Annotated in this window: 13 protein-coding genes, 1 rRNA gene and 1 pseudogene; 7 read left to right on the forward strand and 8 right to left on the reverse strand. The window is 59.8% G+C overall.

All coding sequences use genetic code 11. From position 1 onward, the window contains the following. Window positions 1–98: 98 nt before the first annotated feature. The 3 genes from rrf (at window position 99) to ACA044_RS09925 (ending at window position 2,848) form a co-directional block, all read left to right on the forward strand. Window positions 99–214 (forward strand): 5S ribosomal RNA (gene rrf / locus ACA044_RS09915). A gap of 225 nt (window positions 215–439) precedes the next feature. After that, window positions 440–2,332 (forward strand): penicillin-binding protein 2, encoded by a 1,893-nt coding sequence (mrdA, locus tag ACA044_RS09920; protein ID WP_497446194.1) that lies wholly within the window; start codon window positions 440–442, stop codon window positions 2,330–2,332. A 261-nt stretch (window positions 2,333–2,593) separates the two neighbouring features. Beyond that, on the forward strand, window positions 2,594–2,848 hold the full coding sequence (locus ACA044_RS09925; RefSeq protein ID WP_030131459.1) for a DUF1652 domain-containing protein: 255 nt from the start codon (window positions 2,594–2,596) through the stop codon (window positions 2,846–2,848). Between the two features lie 293 nt (window positions 2,849–3,141). Here the strand turns inward: ACA044_RS09925 and ACA044_RS09930 are convergent, their stop codons facing one another. From ACA044_RS09930 to ACA044_RS09940, 3 genes are all read right to left on the reverse strand, one after another. Next, entirely contained in the window at window positions 3,142–3,543 is a 402-nt protein-coding gene (locus ACA044_RS09930) for a lysozyme inhibitor LprI family protein (RefSeq protein ID WP_497446195.1), read from the reverse strand. Window positions 3,544–3,638: 95 nt separating this feature from the next. Further along, window positions 3,639–4,037, reverse strand: coding sequence for a GFA family protein (locus tag ACA044_RS09935; protein WP_497446196.1), 399 nt, complete (start codon window positions 4,035–4,037; stop codon window positions 3,639–3,641). Then, window positions 4,030–4,977 carry an ADP-ribosylglycohydrolase family protein gene (locus ACA044_RS09940; RefSeq protein WP_497446197.1) on the reverse strand — a complete coding sequence of 316 codons (948 nt, stop codon included), beginning with the start codon at window positions 4,975–4,977 and terminating at the stop codon, window positions 4,030–4,032. The genes ACA044_RS09935 and ACA044_RS09940 overlap by 8 nt, the downstream gene beginning before the upstream one ends. Window positions 4,978–5,173: 196 nt before the next feature. Between ACA044_RS09940 and ACA044_RS09945 the strand changes: the two genes are divergently transcribed. Then, window positions 5,174–5,659, forward strand: a complete 486-nt coding sequence (locus tag ACA044_RS09945) for an SRPBCC family protein (protein WP_497446198.1) — start codon at window positions 5,174–5,176, stop codon at window positions 5,657–5,659. Between the two features lie 873 nt (window positions 5,660–6,532). Here the strand turns inward: ACA044_RS09945 and inhA are convergent. Further along, complete coding sequence (inhA, locus tag ACA044_RS09950) at window positions 6,533–7,219, reverse strand: isonitrile hydratase (RefSeq protein ID WP_497446199.1); 687 nt, start codon at window positions 7,217–7,219, stop codon at window positions 6,533–6,535. Window positions 7,220–7,310: 91 nt separating this feature from the next. Here inhA and ACA044_RS09955 point away from each other — a divergent pair, with 91 nt between their 5' ends. Next, on the forward strand, window positions 7,311–8,303 hold the full coding sequence (locus ACA044_RS09955; RefSeq protein ID WP_497446200.1) for a GlxA family transcriptional regulator: 993 nt from the start codon (window positions 7,311–7,313) through the stop codon (window positions 8,301–8,303). On the opposite strand, the gene ACA044_RS09960 is transcribed toward ACA044_RS09955, so the two are convergent. The 3 genes from ACA044_RS09960 to ACA044_RS09970 all read right to left on the reverse strand — a co-directional run bounded on the left by ACA044_RS09960 (window position 8,272) and on the right by ACA044_RS09970 (window position 11,968). Beyond that, window positions 8,272–9,174: an alpha/beta fold hydrolase gene (locus ACA044_RS09960; protein ID WP_497446201.1), complete on the reverse strand. Its 903-nt coding sequence runs from the start codon at window positions 9,172–9,174 to the stop codon at window positions 8,272–8,274. The two genes, ACA044_RS09955 and ACA044_RS09960, sit on opposite strands and share 32 nt — an antisense overlap. Before the next feature lie 59 nt (window positions 9,175–9,233). Continuing rightward, window positions 9,234–9,623 (reverse strand): hypothetical protein, encoded by a 390-nt coding sequence (locus tag ACA044_RS09965; RefSeq protein ID WP_123497975.1) that lies wholly within the window; start codon window positions 9,621–9,623, stop codon window positions 9,234–9,236. Window positions 9,624–10,144: 521 nt separating this feature from the next. Next, window positions 10,145–11,968: a glycoside hydrolase family 15 protein gene (locus ACA044_RS09970; RefSeq protein ID WP_497446202.1), complete on the reverse strand. Its 1,824-nt coding sequence runs from the start codon at window positions 11,966–11,968 to the stop codon at window positions 10,145–10,147. Window positions 11,969–12,132: 164 nt separating this feature from the next. Here ACA044_RS09970 and ACA044_RS09975 point away from each other — a divergent pair, with 164 nt between their 5' ends. Next, the gene (locus tag ACA044_RS09975) at window positions 12,133–13,305 is read left to right on the forward strand and encodes an MFS transporter (RefSeq protein ID WP_497446203.1); all 1,173 of its coding nucleotides are present in this window, start codon (window positions 12,133–12,135) and stop codon (window positions 13,303–13,305) included. A 181-nt stretch (window positions 13,306–13,486) separates the two neighbouring features. On the opposite strand, the pseudogene ACA044_RS09980 reads toward ACA044_RS09975, so the two are convergent. After that, window positions 13,487–14,617 (reverse strand): annotated as a pseudogene (locus ACA044_RS09980) (cupin-like domain-containing protein). 141 nt (window positions 14,618–14,758) lie between these two features. Here ACA044_RS09980 and ACA044_RS09985 point away from each other — a divergent pair. Beyond that, window positions 14,759–15,496, forward strand: a complete 738-nt coding sequence (locus ACA044_RS09985; RefSeq protein ID WP_497447196.1) for a thioesterase II family protein — start codon at window positions 14,759–14,761, stop codon at window positions 15,494–15,496. Window positions 15,497–15,793 lie beyond the last annotated feature (297 nt).

The raw sequence follows: 15,793 nt of genomic DNA on the forward strand, positions 1-15,793 counted from the left end.
AACCGAAAGTTTGTGACACTCACGAAACACCAGATCTATCACATACCCATTCGCTGGAGCGTGATCTCGCAAGAGAAAACGACCTGGCTACCGAATTTCTTGACGACCATAGAGCATTGGAACCACCTGATCCCATCCCGAACTCAGCAGTGAAACGATGCATCGCCGATGGTAGTGTGGGGTTTCCCCATGTGAGAGTAGGTCATCGTCAAGATTAAATTCCGAAACCCCTATCTGCGTATGCAGGTAGGGGTTTTGTTTTGCCCGCAGGAAAGTGTCGTGGAGGCTATCCCAGGTAACAGCTGCATTGTTCATGAAGTTTCGGTAGAACGGGCGTTAAAGTAACCACGCCGTTTTTGGTATGGTGCAGCTCGTTTTTACGGACTGATTTCAAGCCTACGGATCGGCACCCCTCTACAGTCAAAGAGCTGCTGCAGAAATGCCTGACCCGATACTGATCAAGGACCACGAAAAAGAGACGCGCCTGGTCAACAAAAGACTGATGGCCTGCGCCTTGTTCGTCGTTGCTATTACCTGCGCGCTGGTGGTACGCCTGTATGTCCTGCAGGTGGTTGAGTACGACTACCACTCGACGATCTCCGAAAACAACCGTGTCCACGTGTTGCCGATCGCCCCTACCCGCGGGTTGATCTATGACCGCAATGGCGTGGTTCTGGCGGACAACCGACCCAGCTTCAACCTGACCATCACCCGCGAACGCGCCTCCGACGTCAAAGAAGAACTGGATGACGTGGTCCACCTCCTGCACCTACCGGCAGAAGACCGCACGCTGTTCGACAAGGCGATGAAGCAGGCTCGACACCCCTTCGTGCCAGTCACCTTGTTCTATGAACTCAGCGAAGAACAGATCGCGGTGTTGGCAGTCAACGAGTTTCGTTTGCCAGGGATCGACGTAGAGCCACAGTTCGTTCGCCATTACCCGATGGGCGCACACTTTGCGCATTCGATCGGTTACGTCGGCCGCATCAACGAGAAAGAATCCAAAGCCCTGGATACGGTGGAATACCGTGGAACCCAATCCATCGGCAAGACCGGCATCGAGAAATTCTACGAGTCCGAGTTGCACGGCCATGTGGGTTATGAAGAAGTCGAAACCAACGCCCAGGGCCGCGTGCTGCGGGTGCTCAAGCACACCGATCCGGTTCCTGGTAAAAATATTGTACTGAGCCTCGACGTCAAACTTCAGGAGGCTGCAGAAGCCGCGCTGAGCGATCGCCGCGGTTCAGTGGTCGCTCTCGACCCGTCGACCGGCGAAGTGCTGGCCATGGTCAGTAAGCCAAGCTTCGACCCGAACATGTTCGTGACGGGCATCAGCTTCAAGGAATACGCGGCACTGCACGATTCCATCGACCGGCCACTGTTCAATCGTGTGCTGCGCGGACTCTACGCGCCGGGCTCGACCATCAAGCCGGAAGTGGCGATTGCCGGCCTCGACGCCGGAGTGGTTACCCCGCAGACCCGCGTCTTCGATCCGGGTTATTACCAGCTACCGGATTTTGATCATAAATACCGCAACTGGAACCACAGTGGCGATGGCTGGGTGGACATGGACGCGGCGATCATGCGCTCCAACGACACCTACTTCTACGATCTGGCCCACAAGCTGGGCATCGACCGTTTGCACGACTACATGGCGATGTTCGGCCTTGGCGAGAAGGTCTCGCTGGACATGTTCGAAGAGTCTCCCGGCTTGATGCCGTCTCAGACCTGGAAACGCGCTACGCGCCGGCAGCCGTGGTTCCCCGGTGAGACCGTGATCCTCGGCATCGGCCAGGGCTACATGCAGGTTACCCCGCTGCAACTGGCCCAGGCCACCGCACTGATTGCCAACAAAGGTGTATGGAACCGGCCGCACCTGGCCAAAACGGTGGATGGCGTAGCGCCGGTGGACGAGCACCCGATGCCGAACATCCTGCTCAAGGATCCGCGTGACTGGGAACAGGTCAACCACGGTATGCAGATGGTGATGCACGACGCCCGCGGGATTGCCCGGGCGGCAGCGGCGGGGGCTCAGTACCGCATCGCCGGCAAAAGTGGTACCGCGCAAGTGGTGGCGATCAAACAGGGTGAGCGCTACAACCGGGCGAAAACTCTGGAGCGCAACCGCGACAACGCTTTGTTCGTCGGTTTTGCCCCGGCCGAACATCCGAAGATTGTCATCTCGGTGATGATCGAAAACGGCGAGGCCGGTGGTCGCGTCGCCGGCCCTGTGGTGCGGCAGATCATGGATGCCTGGTTGCTCGATCGGGACGGTCACCTGAAGCCGCAGTACGCGGCGCCGAGCAAAGCTCCGGGCGACCCTCACGTCTAAGGATCAAGGCTTCACAGTTGCCCGCAGGGCGACAATCTCGGGCGCGGCCTGTGGCTCACGGACAGCCCTTTGTCGGCGGGTTTTGTATGATGCAAGGGGAAGGGCACCCCCAGATTTTGTCGCAAATCGCGACAGCCAATGAGACGACGAGCAACTTGTTACGGTCTTGAGACACTTGCTATTGAGGATTAGAATTTTCGGGCTAATGGGTGAATGAGGGTGCATTTGCCCGGCCACACATCTGGCGTGAGGGAGGTAGCGATGTTCCTTTCAACCCTGGAAATTCAAAACATCATTGAACATAGTTTTTTGCCCGCCGTGTGCACTTGCAGCATGGAGGCGGACCAGTCCCTGACGATTCGGGTCTGCGATTGCATGACCGGGAAAGTGGATCTGGTGGCCACCCATGTTCCGGTATGGACACTGGATAGCCCCCACGCGATCGCGTCGCTAGTGGCTGATATGCGGCAAGAAATCGAGGCGCACAAAGGCATTCACCCTCCGTTTTACCGCTGAACCTGCGTCACGCCGCACCACGTTGGCGGTGCGGCGTGCACCCCGAAGCCAATAGCATCCGGCCACCGCCGAGTACCTCTACGGGCTGTTCAGCATCGATCTGAAAACCGGCAGACACATGGCGATTACCACGGCGCAGATATTTGTTCGGTAATCGCGGCGCCTGAGCGGACGCTTTCGCGAGCAAGCCCGCTCCCACATTGGTTCTCGGTCGTACACAAGATATGTGTTCACTGAAAATCTAATGTGGGAGCGGGCTTGCCCGCGAAGAGGCCCTCAGGAACACCGCAGCATCAAGCCCCAGGCACCGGACAACTCAAATCCCCTTCCTGACACTTCAAGTAGTTCTTGAACGCTTCGACCCGCGCCTTGGTCAGCTCGGTGGTGCAATTGCTATAGATCAGCGGATACACACTGCCACCCTCCACCCCGGACGCCGAGAACTTGCACTCGGTATCGCGAAACGCAATCCATGAGCGCTGCGCGCCGACCAGCAGCTTTTTGGTGTCAGGGCTGTCCTTCAACCGCGCGGTGATCTGCTGATAAAGCGCATTCAGCTCCTTGTCGGCCGCCTTGTTCTGCTGCGCCGCGCATTGATTCATCGTCCCCTGGTCGGTGGCATTGTCGCAGTCGATGGCCTGCGCAAGGGGGGTGAACAGTAGCGGCGTCAACGCAAGGAGAAAACGTGGGGGCATGGGGGGCTCACTGTGATGATGGAAAGTAGGTGCAGTGTAGCGGGGCGTCGCCAGCCTACAAATCAGCAGACTGATGCAGCCGCATGTCCGGGAAACTATGTGGACCACTCAGGACATTCTTCTATCGATTCATATTCAAGCCAGGACACGTCATGGGAGGTCCATATGTGAGTCTGAGGTGTCATTTTCGGATCATCATCGAGAGTCGCCACACGAACGATTACATGGGGTTGGGCCAAGCGCTCCGCCATCAGATGCGATCCGCAGATCGAACAGAAATGCCGAAGCTTGCCCGGCGACGACTCAAAGGTGCTTAGCCGGTCCTGTCCTTTTATCCAGCGAAAATGCTCACGCATGACCCCTGCCGTCGAAGCGAACGCCGCTGCGTGTGCCTTGCGGCAGGTGTGGCAGTGGCAGTGACTGATGGGCATGTCGAGGCTATCAAGTTGGTATTCGATGGTTTTGCACAAGCAGCTGCCATGCAAGTTATTCATAGGGTTTCCCTGGTTGTGTGGCTGAGATGGCGGCAGCGGTGGCTGCCCGAAGCAGGGCGTCAGCCGTGGCTTCGATGTCTTCGCGCTGATGCAATTTCGCAAGCCAGCCATCAGGGATGGCCTGCACACCGTAGTGGGCTCCGGCCAACTGGCCGACGATGGCGGCAGTGGTATCGGCGTCATCGCCCAGGTTCGCCGCTTCGAGGATGGGGGCTTCAAAACTGTCAGTGTGGTGAAAGCACCACAAGGCTGCTTCCAGTGATGCAACGCAGTAACCGCTACCGCGAATATCGTCTTTGGATTTTTCGAGGTAATCGCCTCGGGCGATGCTCGCTACCTTTGGTTCCAGAAGCGTCGTCTCTGGCAGGCTCTGCAAATCCGGCTTGGGCGCTCCTTGCAATGCCTTGCGGATCAGCTCAGCAAGCAACTGACAGCATTCAAGTGCCTCCGGCGCCGCATGGGTAGTGCGCGAGCTTTCTGCGGAAAACGTCCTGATCCGGTCGGGGTCGGGAAAGTAGTACAACACTATTGGCGCTAACCGCATCAGCGAGCCGTTACCGGCTGTGTAGGGATCGGTGGATCCCGAGAATGGCTGACCGGTTTCCTGATAACGAGCCAACGCTTCACGTACGGTCATGCCGATGTCGAAGCATTCGCCGGTCGAACTCAGGTAACCCCATTGCCACCAGTTGAGGTAACGGCCCATTTGGTCGGCCGCGTCAAAACCTTTTTTGTTCAGCAAGCTTTCTGCCAGGCAAAGTGCCATGGAAGTGTCATCGGTCCATTGCCCTGGCTTCAGATTGAACGGGCCGCCCCCAACCATATCGGTCAGAGGGGCGAACGAGCCGCGCGGCTGGAATTCGGCACGGGTGCCAACGGCATCCCCACAAGCAAGCCCCAGTAGGGTTGCGCGATAACGTTCCGTGAGTGAAGGCTGCATGAATCTTCCTTGTAAGGTTCCACGTCGCCGCAAACGTTAGCAGTTTCTGCCCGCTGACTCCCCCTCAAACCAGAACTTATGGCCAAAACCGAGGCCGAATATTTCAGGCACGCTTGATCGCGGCACTCGTTTGATACAACTTTTAGGGTGGTCTTATGGTCTTTACGGGCCTACTGTTCAATACAGGAGGTGACTTATGAACCCAGCATCAGATCGCATCGAAAGGAAGATCCTGCTCAAGGTGCCGCGCTCGCAGGTCTGGCGCGTGCTGGCCAATGCCGAAGCCTTCGGGCAATGGTTCGGCGTGGCGCTCGAAGGTAAGCGCTTTGTCGCCGGCGAGTGGACCCAGGGGCAGATTACTTACCCTGGTTATGAGCACTTGTTGTGGAATGTCCTGGTGGAGCGGGTCGAGCCGGAGCGGGTGTTTTCGTTTCGCTGGCACCCGTATGCAGTGGAACCGGAAGTCGATTACTCCCAGGAGCCCACCACTCTGGTGAAGTTCGAACTCCAGGACATGGACGAAGGCACGTTGTTGACGGTCGTCGAGTCCGGTTTCGATCACATCCCTCAGTCGCGCAGGCTCAAGGCATTCCGCATGGACAGCCGTGGCTGGGATGAGCAGATGAACAACATCGAACAATTTCTGGCAAACACCAAGGCCCACGAGCGTCAGGGCGGCTGATAGCTGCAGGCCGTGAAATTCGTGGCCTCAGCGTTTGATGGCTGACACACCTAAGGGTTTTCGGAAGGGCGGCTATGGCGAATGTCTTACGCGCGGTAGTAGCTATGTCGTCTATTGCAGATTGGATCCCAAGCGTAATCTAGCCTCATCAACTGAAGCACAGGAAGTGCTTCAGGGTCACGGATGATCGACCATAGCAAGGATCGCTGCCGACAGGGAGTCGATATGGTCTTGGGAAAAACCCGCTTCGGCGGGTTTTTTTTCGTCTTCAGAAAACTGCAGCCCGGTTCCTTGTAGCAGCTGCCGAAGGCTGCGTTCGACTGCAAAGCAGTCGCAGAATCAGACGCCGCGGTTTTCGGTTTTACCGTGCTTGTAGGGTTTACGACTGCTGCGCAGCCGAACGCAGCCTTCGGCAGCTGCTACAAGGGCAGGCTTTCAGGCGCTGAATGGTCAATGGCTTACACGTAGTCGATGGTATGTCGTCTTTTGATGCTTCACCGATGCGTCTAATCTGGATCCATCAACTGAAGCACAGGATGTGCTCAGGATCATGGATGATCGACCATACGCCAGGATGGCTGCCGACAGGATGTCGCAATGGTCTTGAGAAACCCGCTTCGGCGGGTTTTTTTTCGTCTTCAGAAAACTGAAACCCGATCCCCCGTAGCAGCTGCCGAAGGCTGCGTTCGACTGCAAAGCAGTCGCAGAATCAGACGCCGCGGTTTTTCAGTTTTACCGTGTTTGTAGGGTTTACGACTGCTGCGCAGCCGAACGCTGCCTCGCTGGGGCTCGACAGCTGCTACAGCTGAACGCAGCCTTCGGCAGCTGCTACAAGGGCAGGTTTTCAGTCGTTGGGTGGTCAATGGCTTACTTTCACTGGCGGGCGAGTTTCGCCGCTGCGCGTTCGGTGATTTCCGAGCGCAATTTCAACGACGCGGCAGCGCGTTTGCGGGCGTCCTCCAGCACGCTGACCGGCGCAGTCTCGGGACTGCCCGAAGCAAACGGCGGCGTCGGAGCGTATTCCAACTGCAACTGCACCAGTTGCGCCGTGTCCTTATCGAACAACTCAGCAGCCAACGTCAGGGCAAAATCGATCCCCGCGGTGATCCCGCCACCGGTCAGCAGATTGCCGTCGCGCACCACCCGATCGTTCACCGGGATCGCCCCCAAACGCCCAAGCAATTCGTGATACGCCCAATGCGTGGTGGCACGTTTTCCCTTGAGCAACCCCGCCGCCCCGAGCACCAGCGCGCCGGTGCAAACCGAGGTGACATACCGCGCCTCGGCGGCCTGTGCCTTGATAAAGGCCAGGGTTTCCTCATCCTCCATCAACGGCCCGACGCCGCTGCCGCCAGGAATACAGATCACATCCAGTGGCGGGCAATCGTCGAAGGTGATGGTCGGTTTCAGCACCAGCCCGGTACTCGCGGTGATCGGGAGCAGGTCCTTCCAGATCAGATGCACCTTCACGTCCGGCAGCGAGGCCAGCACGTCATAAGGGCCGGTCAGGTCCAGTTGTTGAAGCTGTGGAAACAACAGAAAACCGATCTGCAAAGTCATGGCGTTTTTTCTCCTGGTTGGGGTGGACGACTTCACTGTAGGCTCGTAGGATCTGGCGTATACGCCAATAACCCCACGAATTACGCCAAACATGCCGAACAACCCGAAAACCATTCATGTGCTGGCCTTTGCCAACGTGCAACTGCTCGACGTCACCGGACCGTTGCAGGTGTTTGCCTCGGCCAACGACATTGCTCGCCAGCAAGGTCTGCCGCCGCCCTATGCACCGTCGGTGATTGCCAGCGGTGGCGGGGCGGTGATGTCGTCGGCGGGGTTGGCGCTGTTGGCGGAGCCGCTGCCGGATCAGGGCAGTGACACCTTGATCATTGCCGGTGGCTGGGGCGTTTACGCGGCGGCGCAAGACGAGTCGCTGGTGGCTTGGGTGCGTGAGCACGCGACGGGGTGTCGGCGGGTGTCGTCGGTGTGCACCGGGGCGTTTTTGCTGGCGGCCAGCGGTTGGCTCGATGGCAGGCGGGTGGTGACGCACTGGACCCGTTGCGAGCAATTGGCGCACCAGCATCCCAAACTACAGGTCGAACCCAACCCGATCTTCATCAACGACGGCCCGGTCTGGACCTCGGCCGGGGTCACCGCGGGCATTGACCTGGCCCTGGCGATGGTCGAGGAAGATCTCGGCCGAACCATGGCTCTGGACGTCGCCCGGCAACTGGTGGTGTTTCTCAAGCGTCCGGGGGGCCAGTCACAATTCAGCGTGACCCTGTCCCTGCAAAAGGAAGGCAACCGCTTCGACGACCTTCACGCCTGGATCAGCGAAAACCTCACCAAGGACCTCGGCATCCCGACCCTGGCCTTGCAGGCCGGCATGAGCGAGCGCAGCTTCGTCCGTCACTACCGCGCCGACACCGGCCAGACCCCGGCGCGAGCCATCGAACTGATTCGGGTCGAGACCGCGCGACGGCTACTCAGCGACACCGGTGTGCCGATCAAACGGGTCGCGGTGCAATGCGGGTTTGGCAGCGAAGAAACCTTGCGCCGCAGTTTTCTGCGGGCCATGGGCGTGACGCCGCAGGCGTATCGCGAGCGGTTTTCCGTCAGCGCTCCAGCAGATCCAGTAATGCCTTGAGGATCGCCTCGGGCGCTTCTTCGGCAATGTTATGCCCGACGCCTGCCAATACCCGGCGTTCGTAAGGGCCGGTAAAACGCTCGGCGTCTTCGTCGATGTCAGGTGCGGGGCCCACACCGTCATCGGCACCGCACAGGGAAATCGTCGGCACGCTGATCACCGGTTGTTGGGTCAGCGCTTCTTCCATCCACTCCAGCGCCGGATCGCCGGGCGCGTACATGAACCGGTGCCGGTACGAGTGAATCACCACTTCGACGAAATCCGGGTTATCGAAGGCTGGCGCACTCAAGGGATAACGTTCGGCATTTTTGGCCCAGGTCGGCGACCACAAATTCCAGAGCAGTTCGCACAGTGCCCGGCGGTTTTGGGTCAAGCCTTCAACACCACGCGGGGTGTGGAAGTAGTACTGGTACCAGAGACGATGTTCGGTCTGCGGATCCAGAGGCTGGGTGGAGTGGGGAATGTTCTGAAGGTTGTACCCGTCCCCGGTCACCAGGCAGCGCACCCGCTCCGGCCACAGCGCCGCGACAATGCACGCCGCCCGACCGCCCCAGTCGTAACCGCACAGGGCGGCTTGTTGAATGGAGAGGGCGTCCATCAGCTCCAGCAAGTCCTGGGCGAGGGCCGCTTGCTGGCCGGAGCGTAGAGTGTCGGGAGAATTGAAGCGGGTCGGGCCGTAGCCGCGCAGGTAGGGGACGATCACGCTATAGCCCTTGGCGGCGAGGGTCGGGGCGATTTCGTCGTAGGCTCGGGGGGAATAGGGAAAGCCGTGGAGCAGAATGACCGGGTCGCCGCTGCTAGGGCCGTGTGCTTCATAGGCAAGAGTGAGGCTGGGCGTCAGTGCAAAGTGGATCAGCGCGTCATTGTTCATTCGACATTCCAGAGTGGCTGTTTTGAGCTGGCTGATACAAATCGACCCGGGTCTTCTCCTCAGGCTTCCACGTCCGCCACCTGATTGAAGTACTTCGACCGATCCGGCGTAAACGTCACCACCATTTTGGTCCTGGAACAGGTCAACGCCCGTTCTGCGCTCAGATCAATATCCAGGTCCTCCCCGCGCAACCCCTGCCATTGGGCGAGGTATTTGAGGGATCCGTACTTTTCGAGTTTCTTCAGGCTGCGGCTGACGCCACCTTTCCAGCCCAGCACCGGGAGTTCGCCGGTAAGGCATTGTCGGGCGAGGTCGGGGAAGCGGGCGGCGCGCTGGCGGCCGATTTCCCAGCATTTGATCAGGCCTTTGTCGTGGCCTTCCCACAGTTCATCCCGGTTCAGGCCTGATCGGAGTGGGGTGTCGATGCTGCGATGGATACGCTGGGTCATTCTGGTTCCTTGAATTCGGGTTTTGTTGGACAGCTCCGCTGTGCCCGTTGAGCGTGGATGGTAGGGATGGATGTAAGCGCTGGCAACAAGGTATTTCCGGATGTAGGAATGAGTGACAGCGTGTTGATTGGGCTGGTTTGTTTAGTATTTGTAGGTGTGTGGCCTACACGATCCTGTGGTGAGGGGGCTGCCCCCGTTCGGCTGCGCAACGGCCGCAAAGCCAGCAAATGCGGTGTTTCTGGAGGGGTGTGGTTGCAGATTTCAGGGGCGGTGAGCGCCCCAACGGGGGCAAACCCCCGCGCCACGGGAGGTCTGTCGTGTCAGAGGGAGCGAGTTTTTGTTTGTTGCGGGCAAGCCTTGTTCCTACAAAAAATGCGGTGAAAGCGGACATTTCCGACGGGGTTTGACGGCAGTAAGCCTTGTGTCGGGGCTGATGGCTCTTTCGCGGGCAAGCCTCGCTCCTACAAATTCACGCTGAATCTGTAGGAGCGAGGCTTGCCCGCGAAGAAGGCGACGCGGTCTCAAGGCTGCCAGAAATTCTTCTCCCCACTCAACTTCCGATCCAGAAAACTCGCCGCACTGATCAGCGCCAGATGCGTCAGCGCTTGCGGTGTGTTGCCCAGATGCCGGGCATGGCTGTCGAACTCTTCGGCGTACAGCCCCAGCGGGTTGGCATACTTCAGAAGTTGTTCGAACTCCAGATGCGCCTTTTCCACCTGGCCGGCCCGGGCCAGGCATTCGACGTACCAGAACGAGCACGCGGCGAAGGCGCCTTCGGTGCCGGGCAGGCCGTCGATCTGGCTGTCGTCGTTGCGGTAGCGGTAGACCATGCCCGCGCGCACCAGGGTTTTCTCGATGGCTTGGAGGGTCGCGATCCAGCGCGGATCCTTGGCGCTGACGAAGCGCACCAGTGGCATCAGCAGCATCGAGCCGTCGAGGTCAGTGCCGCCGATGTGCTGGACGAAATGTCCGCGTTCTTCATTCCAGAAGTTGCTCCAGATGTCAGCGTAGATCGCTTGACGGGTCTGGTCCCAGCGTGCGAACGGGGCGGGCAGCGAGCGTTTGGAGGCCAGTCGGATGGCCCGGTCCAGGGCCACCCAGCACATCAGTCGCGAGTGCAGGAAATGATACTGCTCGCCGCGCATTTCCCAAATGCCAACGTCCTTTTGCTGCCAGGTTTCGCAGACCTGATCGACCACTTCCACGGTGTGTTTCCAGCCTTCGTGGGAGATGGCATCACCGTACTTGTTGACCAGGTACACCGCGTCCATCAGCTCGCCGAAGATGTCGAGCTGGATTTGATCCCAAGCCTGATTGCCTATGCGTACCGGTGTCGCGCCGCCGTGGCCGGACAAGTGTGCAAGTTCGACTTCCGGCAGTTCCTGACGGCCATCGATGGCATAGAGGATGTTGAGCTTCATCGGTTTGCCGCGACAATCGCTGACCCTGCCGCGCAGCCAGCGCATGTAGGCGTTGGCTTCCTCGGCGAAGCCCAGACGCATGAAGGCGTAGACGGTGAACGAGGCGTCGCGGATCCAGGTGTAGCGGTAGTCCCAGTTGCGTTCGCCGCCGGGCGTTTCCGGCAGGCCGAAGGTGGCGGCAGCGAGGATGGCGCCGTGTTTGCGCGAGGTCAGCAGCTTCAGGGTCAGGGCCGAGCGGCTGACCATTTCCCGCCAGCGACCGTGATAATTGGACTGGCCGATCCAGTCGCGCCAGAACTTCAGGGTACGCTCCAGGCACAGTGCGGCGGCCCCTTCCTTAAAGCGCGGATCGTCAACGCCGCCGAGCAAAAATTCGGCGCTCTGGCCCTGTTCGAGGGTGAACTCGGCAACCGCTGCATTGCCCTCGACACGCAAGGACTGATCCGAACACAGCTGCATGGGCGGCTGACCGGGCGCCTCGAAGCACACACTCCGCTCGCGTATCCGGGCCTTGGTGCGAGCCCGGGCATAGTCATGACGCAGGTTGCAGAGCATATGTATCGTCGCTTGACCGCTGACCACCCGCACCCGGCGCATCAACATCGGCAAATCATCTTCGCTGTCGCCGATGGGCAGCAGGTCGGTGACTTCGACCACTGTGTGATCGTTGAGCCAGCGGGTTTGCAGGACGTTGGTGTCGGGCAGGTAAATCTGCTCGCGACGGGCGTCGGGCAGGTTCGGGGCCAGTTGGAAAATGCCGGCTTCGGGGCTGTCCAGCAGTGAACAGAAAATCGACGGACTGTCGAATTCCGGCCAGCAGAAAAAGTCCACGCTGCCCTTATCGTTGACCAGCGCGGCGCTGCGCATGTCGCCAATGATGCCGTGGGCGTCGATGGCGCTTTGTCGTTCGGAATGATCAGCCATTGCTTGCAGAGCTCCGGGAACCGAGGGTCTAACCAGCTGACCGGTTTGAACCGCAGAGAGTTCATTTGCCGGCAAACCGCCGTTCACACTCAACCAACCATTCGACGCTTTCCCCGGGGCAGACGTTTGTGGCAAGTTGCAAGCCCTTGTTGAGGCCCGATCCCATGGCAAATCCCTACCGCGAGCTGTTCCACGCCCCAGGCGCACGTGCCTTTGTGCTGGCCGGCATGGTCGCGCGCATGCCGATTTCCATGACCGGCATCGGCCTGATCACCATGCTCTCGCAGCTCAAGGGCGGTTACGGATTGGCCGGCTCCATCGCGGCAACCTTTGCCCTGGCCACGGCGTTTTGTGCGCCGCAGGTTTCGCGGTGGGTGGACCGTTTTGGTCAACGCCGGGTCTTGCCGGTGTCGGCACTGGTCGGTGGCGGGGCGCTGTTGATGCTGTTGCTCTGTACCCGCTTGCAGGCGCCGCACTGGACGTTGTTTGCGTTTGCCGCGCTGGCCGGTTGCATGCCGAGCATGTCGGCGATGGTGCGGGCGCGCTGGACCGAGTTGTATCGCGGCCGCCCCGAGTTGCAAACCGCTTATGCACTGGAATCGGTGCTGGACGAGGTCAGCTTTATCGTCGGGCCGCCGCTGTCGGTGGGGTTATGCGTGGTGGCGTTCCCCGAGGCGGGGCCGTTGGCGGCGTTGCTGATGCTGGCGATCGGGGTTACGGCGTTTGTGTTGCAGCGCGGCACCGAACCGCCGGTACATCCTCATGAAGCACACCATCAGGGCTCGATCATCCGCTCGAGCGAAATTCAGTTGTTGATGCTGTTGATGGTCGCCATGGGCGCCATCGTTGGTGTGGTGGAGGTGGTCAGCGTCGCCTTCGCCGAGCAGCAGGGCCAACCGGCGGCGGCGAGCATTGTGTTGTCGGTGTATGCCATCGGCTCATGCCTGGCCGGTTTGGTGTTCGGGGCGTTGCGCTCGAAACTGCCCCTGCCTCTCTTGTTCCTCTACGGCGGGATGGCGACCGCGGTGACCACGTTGCCGTTGCTGCTGGCGACCAACATTTTCGGGATGTCGTTGGCGGTGTTCGTCGCCGGGTTGTTCTTTGCTCCGACTCTGATTGTGGCCATGGCGCTGGTGGAGCGCATCGTGCCGCCGGCCAAGCTCACCGAAGGCCTGACCTGGCTGGTCACCGGTGTGAGCATCGGCGTGGCGATCGGCGCGGCCAGTTCGGGCTGGCTGGTGGATGCGTTCGGTGCGCGCAGCGGGTTCTGGGTGGCGATTGCCGCCGGTGTCGTGGTGTTGGGCTCGGCAGTGCAGGGTTTCCGCCTTTTGAAATAGCCCGGCGCAATGCAATTCAAAATGTGGGAGCGAGCCTGCTCGCGATAGCGGTCAGACAGGCGGTATTGATGTTGAAGGTGATGGCCTCATCGCGAGCAGGCTCGCTCCCACAGTGGGGTTATGTGTCGGGCTAAATAACCGGGGCAATGCAAATCCAGGTGCAAGCAAGCCTGCTCCTGGATTACCAGCCTCTTCCTGAGTTCACCCAGAAATTCACCGACAACGATGTCGACACCGATTCCACCTGATGGAACCAGCCTTCGGGCAGAAACAGCAGGTCGCCGGCCTCCAGGGTCACTCGCAGAAACGTCACGGCCTGCGCGCCGGGAAAGCGTTGATAATCCGGCGCATCCGGATTGAAATCACAACCGTCGAGCCCGCCCTGAGGCGCCGTGGACCAGGTTCCAAGGGCTTCGCGGTGATGAGGCGCGGCGAGGGTGAAGGTTTTCTGGCCCCAGACTTGAGCGAACAGATTATCGGTGTCATCGCGATGCAGCGGTGTCAGCGTGCCTTTGGGGCCGATCCAGATGCGTGGCGGGATGAACAGCGCTTGATCGAAGTAGGGCGGGTACTTGATCTGCTCCATCAATTACGCGGGCAGGATGTTGTTGCCCATATACGCCGGTGGTTCGCCATCGGCGCTTTTGACCGCTGGAGTGTCCAGCGAGGCGATGAACGCGGCCATGGAGGTGGAGCGGAAATCCCGTTCCGTGGAGAAGGTTTTCTTCACGTAATCGCCGTGGCGGGTGATGCCTTGCAGTTCAGCGAAATGCACCAGCGATTCTTCGCGGCTGATCTTGAACAGGGGCCAGTCTTGCAGGGCATCGCTGATCACCAGGGGAATACCGTGGGGCAGGTAGCGCGTCTCGACCAATACCGACAGCTCGCTGCGTGGCCGGCGCTCCATCGAATATTGGGTCGGCAGGCTCGCGGAAACCTTTTCACTGAAACGCGGCGGGGTCGGGTAGCGCTTGTTCATGTCGACTTTTTCCACCACGCGGCCCCCATGGCGAGCGTGATCGATGATCTGCGGCAGCATCGTCGCCAGGCCCATGTTGCCGCCGATTTTCAAGCGGCCGCTGGCGAACAGCTCCTCGACGTTGGCCATGCCGCCCATGATCCCGAGAAAGTCCTTTTCCGCGACTTCGATGGTCACATCGGGGCTGGCATGTCGGCCGGCTTCGGTGCGGCTGCTGGCCTTGACCTCGGACCAGTACGCCTGATGCGGGCCGAACACGAATTGAAAAACCCCTTCGATGCCGACGGCACCGGCATTGGCGAACAGTTTGCCCAGGATGGTCTGCAGGTCCACGGCGATGCCCCTTGTTGGTTTTGGTCTGAGCTGGTTTTATCTGAACAAGGGACGATAACCTGCAGCGGAAATTTAACCGGTGCTGACTAATTTGCGCCGCGTCTGGACCGTCCTTCTTACAGATGACTTTTTGAGGTGAACGTGGTGACCAAGCTGACCCTGCTGTGCCTGCCGTATTCTGGCGCCAGTGCCATGGTCTACAGCCGCTGGCGGCGCAAGTTGCCGCAGTGGCTGCAGTTGCAGCCAGTAGAGCTGCCGGGGCGGGGCGCACGGTTCGGCGAACCGCTGCACACCGACATGCGCGCACTGGCGATGCAATTGGCCAGGGAGCTGCGTTCGACGCTCAAGGCGCCCTACGCTTTGTTTGGTCATAGTCTGGGCGCCTTGCTGGCCTGCGAGATGGCCCACGCCTTTCGTGAGCTGGGGTGCCCGGAACCGGTGGCCCTGTTTGCCTCGGGAACGGCGGCACCCACGATGCGGGCCGACTACGACCGCGGCTTTGCCGAGCCGAAAACCGATGCGCAGTTGATCGAGCAGCTACGAACGCTCAATGGCACCAGCGAAGAGGTGCTGGCCAATGAAGAACTGATGAGCCTGACACTGCCGATTCTGCGCGCGGACTTTCTGCTGTGCGGACGTTTTCAGCCGGTGCAGCGGCCATTGCTCAAGTGCCCGGTGCATGTGCTGGGAGGCAAGTCCGACAAGGCCACCACTGAACAGTTGATCGGCTGGAGCAAGGAAACCCATGGCAGCTTTTCGGTGGACATGCTGGCCGGCGGACACTTCTTCATTCATGAGCACGAAGCCAAGGTGCTACGGGTGATCAAGGATCAGCTGGACGTTCATCATCGGCGGGGTGCCATGGTTGCCATGGCCTGAATTCCACCCTGTTTCACCTTGTGGGAGCGAGCCTGTGTGGCGAGGGGGCTTGCCCCCGTTGGGGTGCGAAGCGCCCCCGGCATTTCAAAGTCAAACCGCATACATAGGGTTTACGACTGCTTCGCAGCCGAACGGGGGCAAGCCCCCTCGCCACACAAGGGCTACGACCATCTGTGTTTCCTCGCTCGACCTCCCTTCCTGATACTTGTTCTCAAACGCTAATTTTTCCGGTCTGCATTCGTTTTATAGGGACGACGTGCCTTTGTGCTTCCTGCCTACTGATCCGGATGCTAAGAA

Source organism: Pseudomonas sp. LBUM1673 (genome assembly GCF_059695645.1).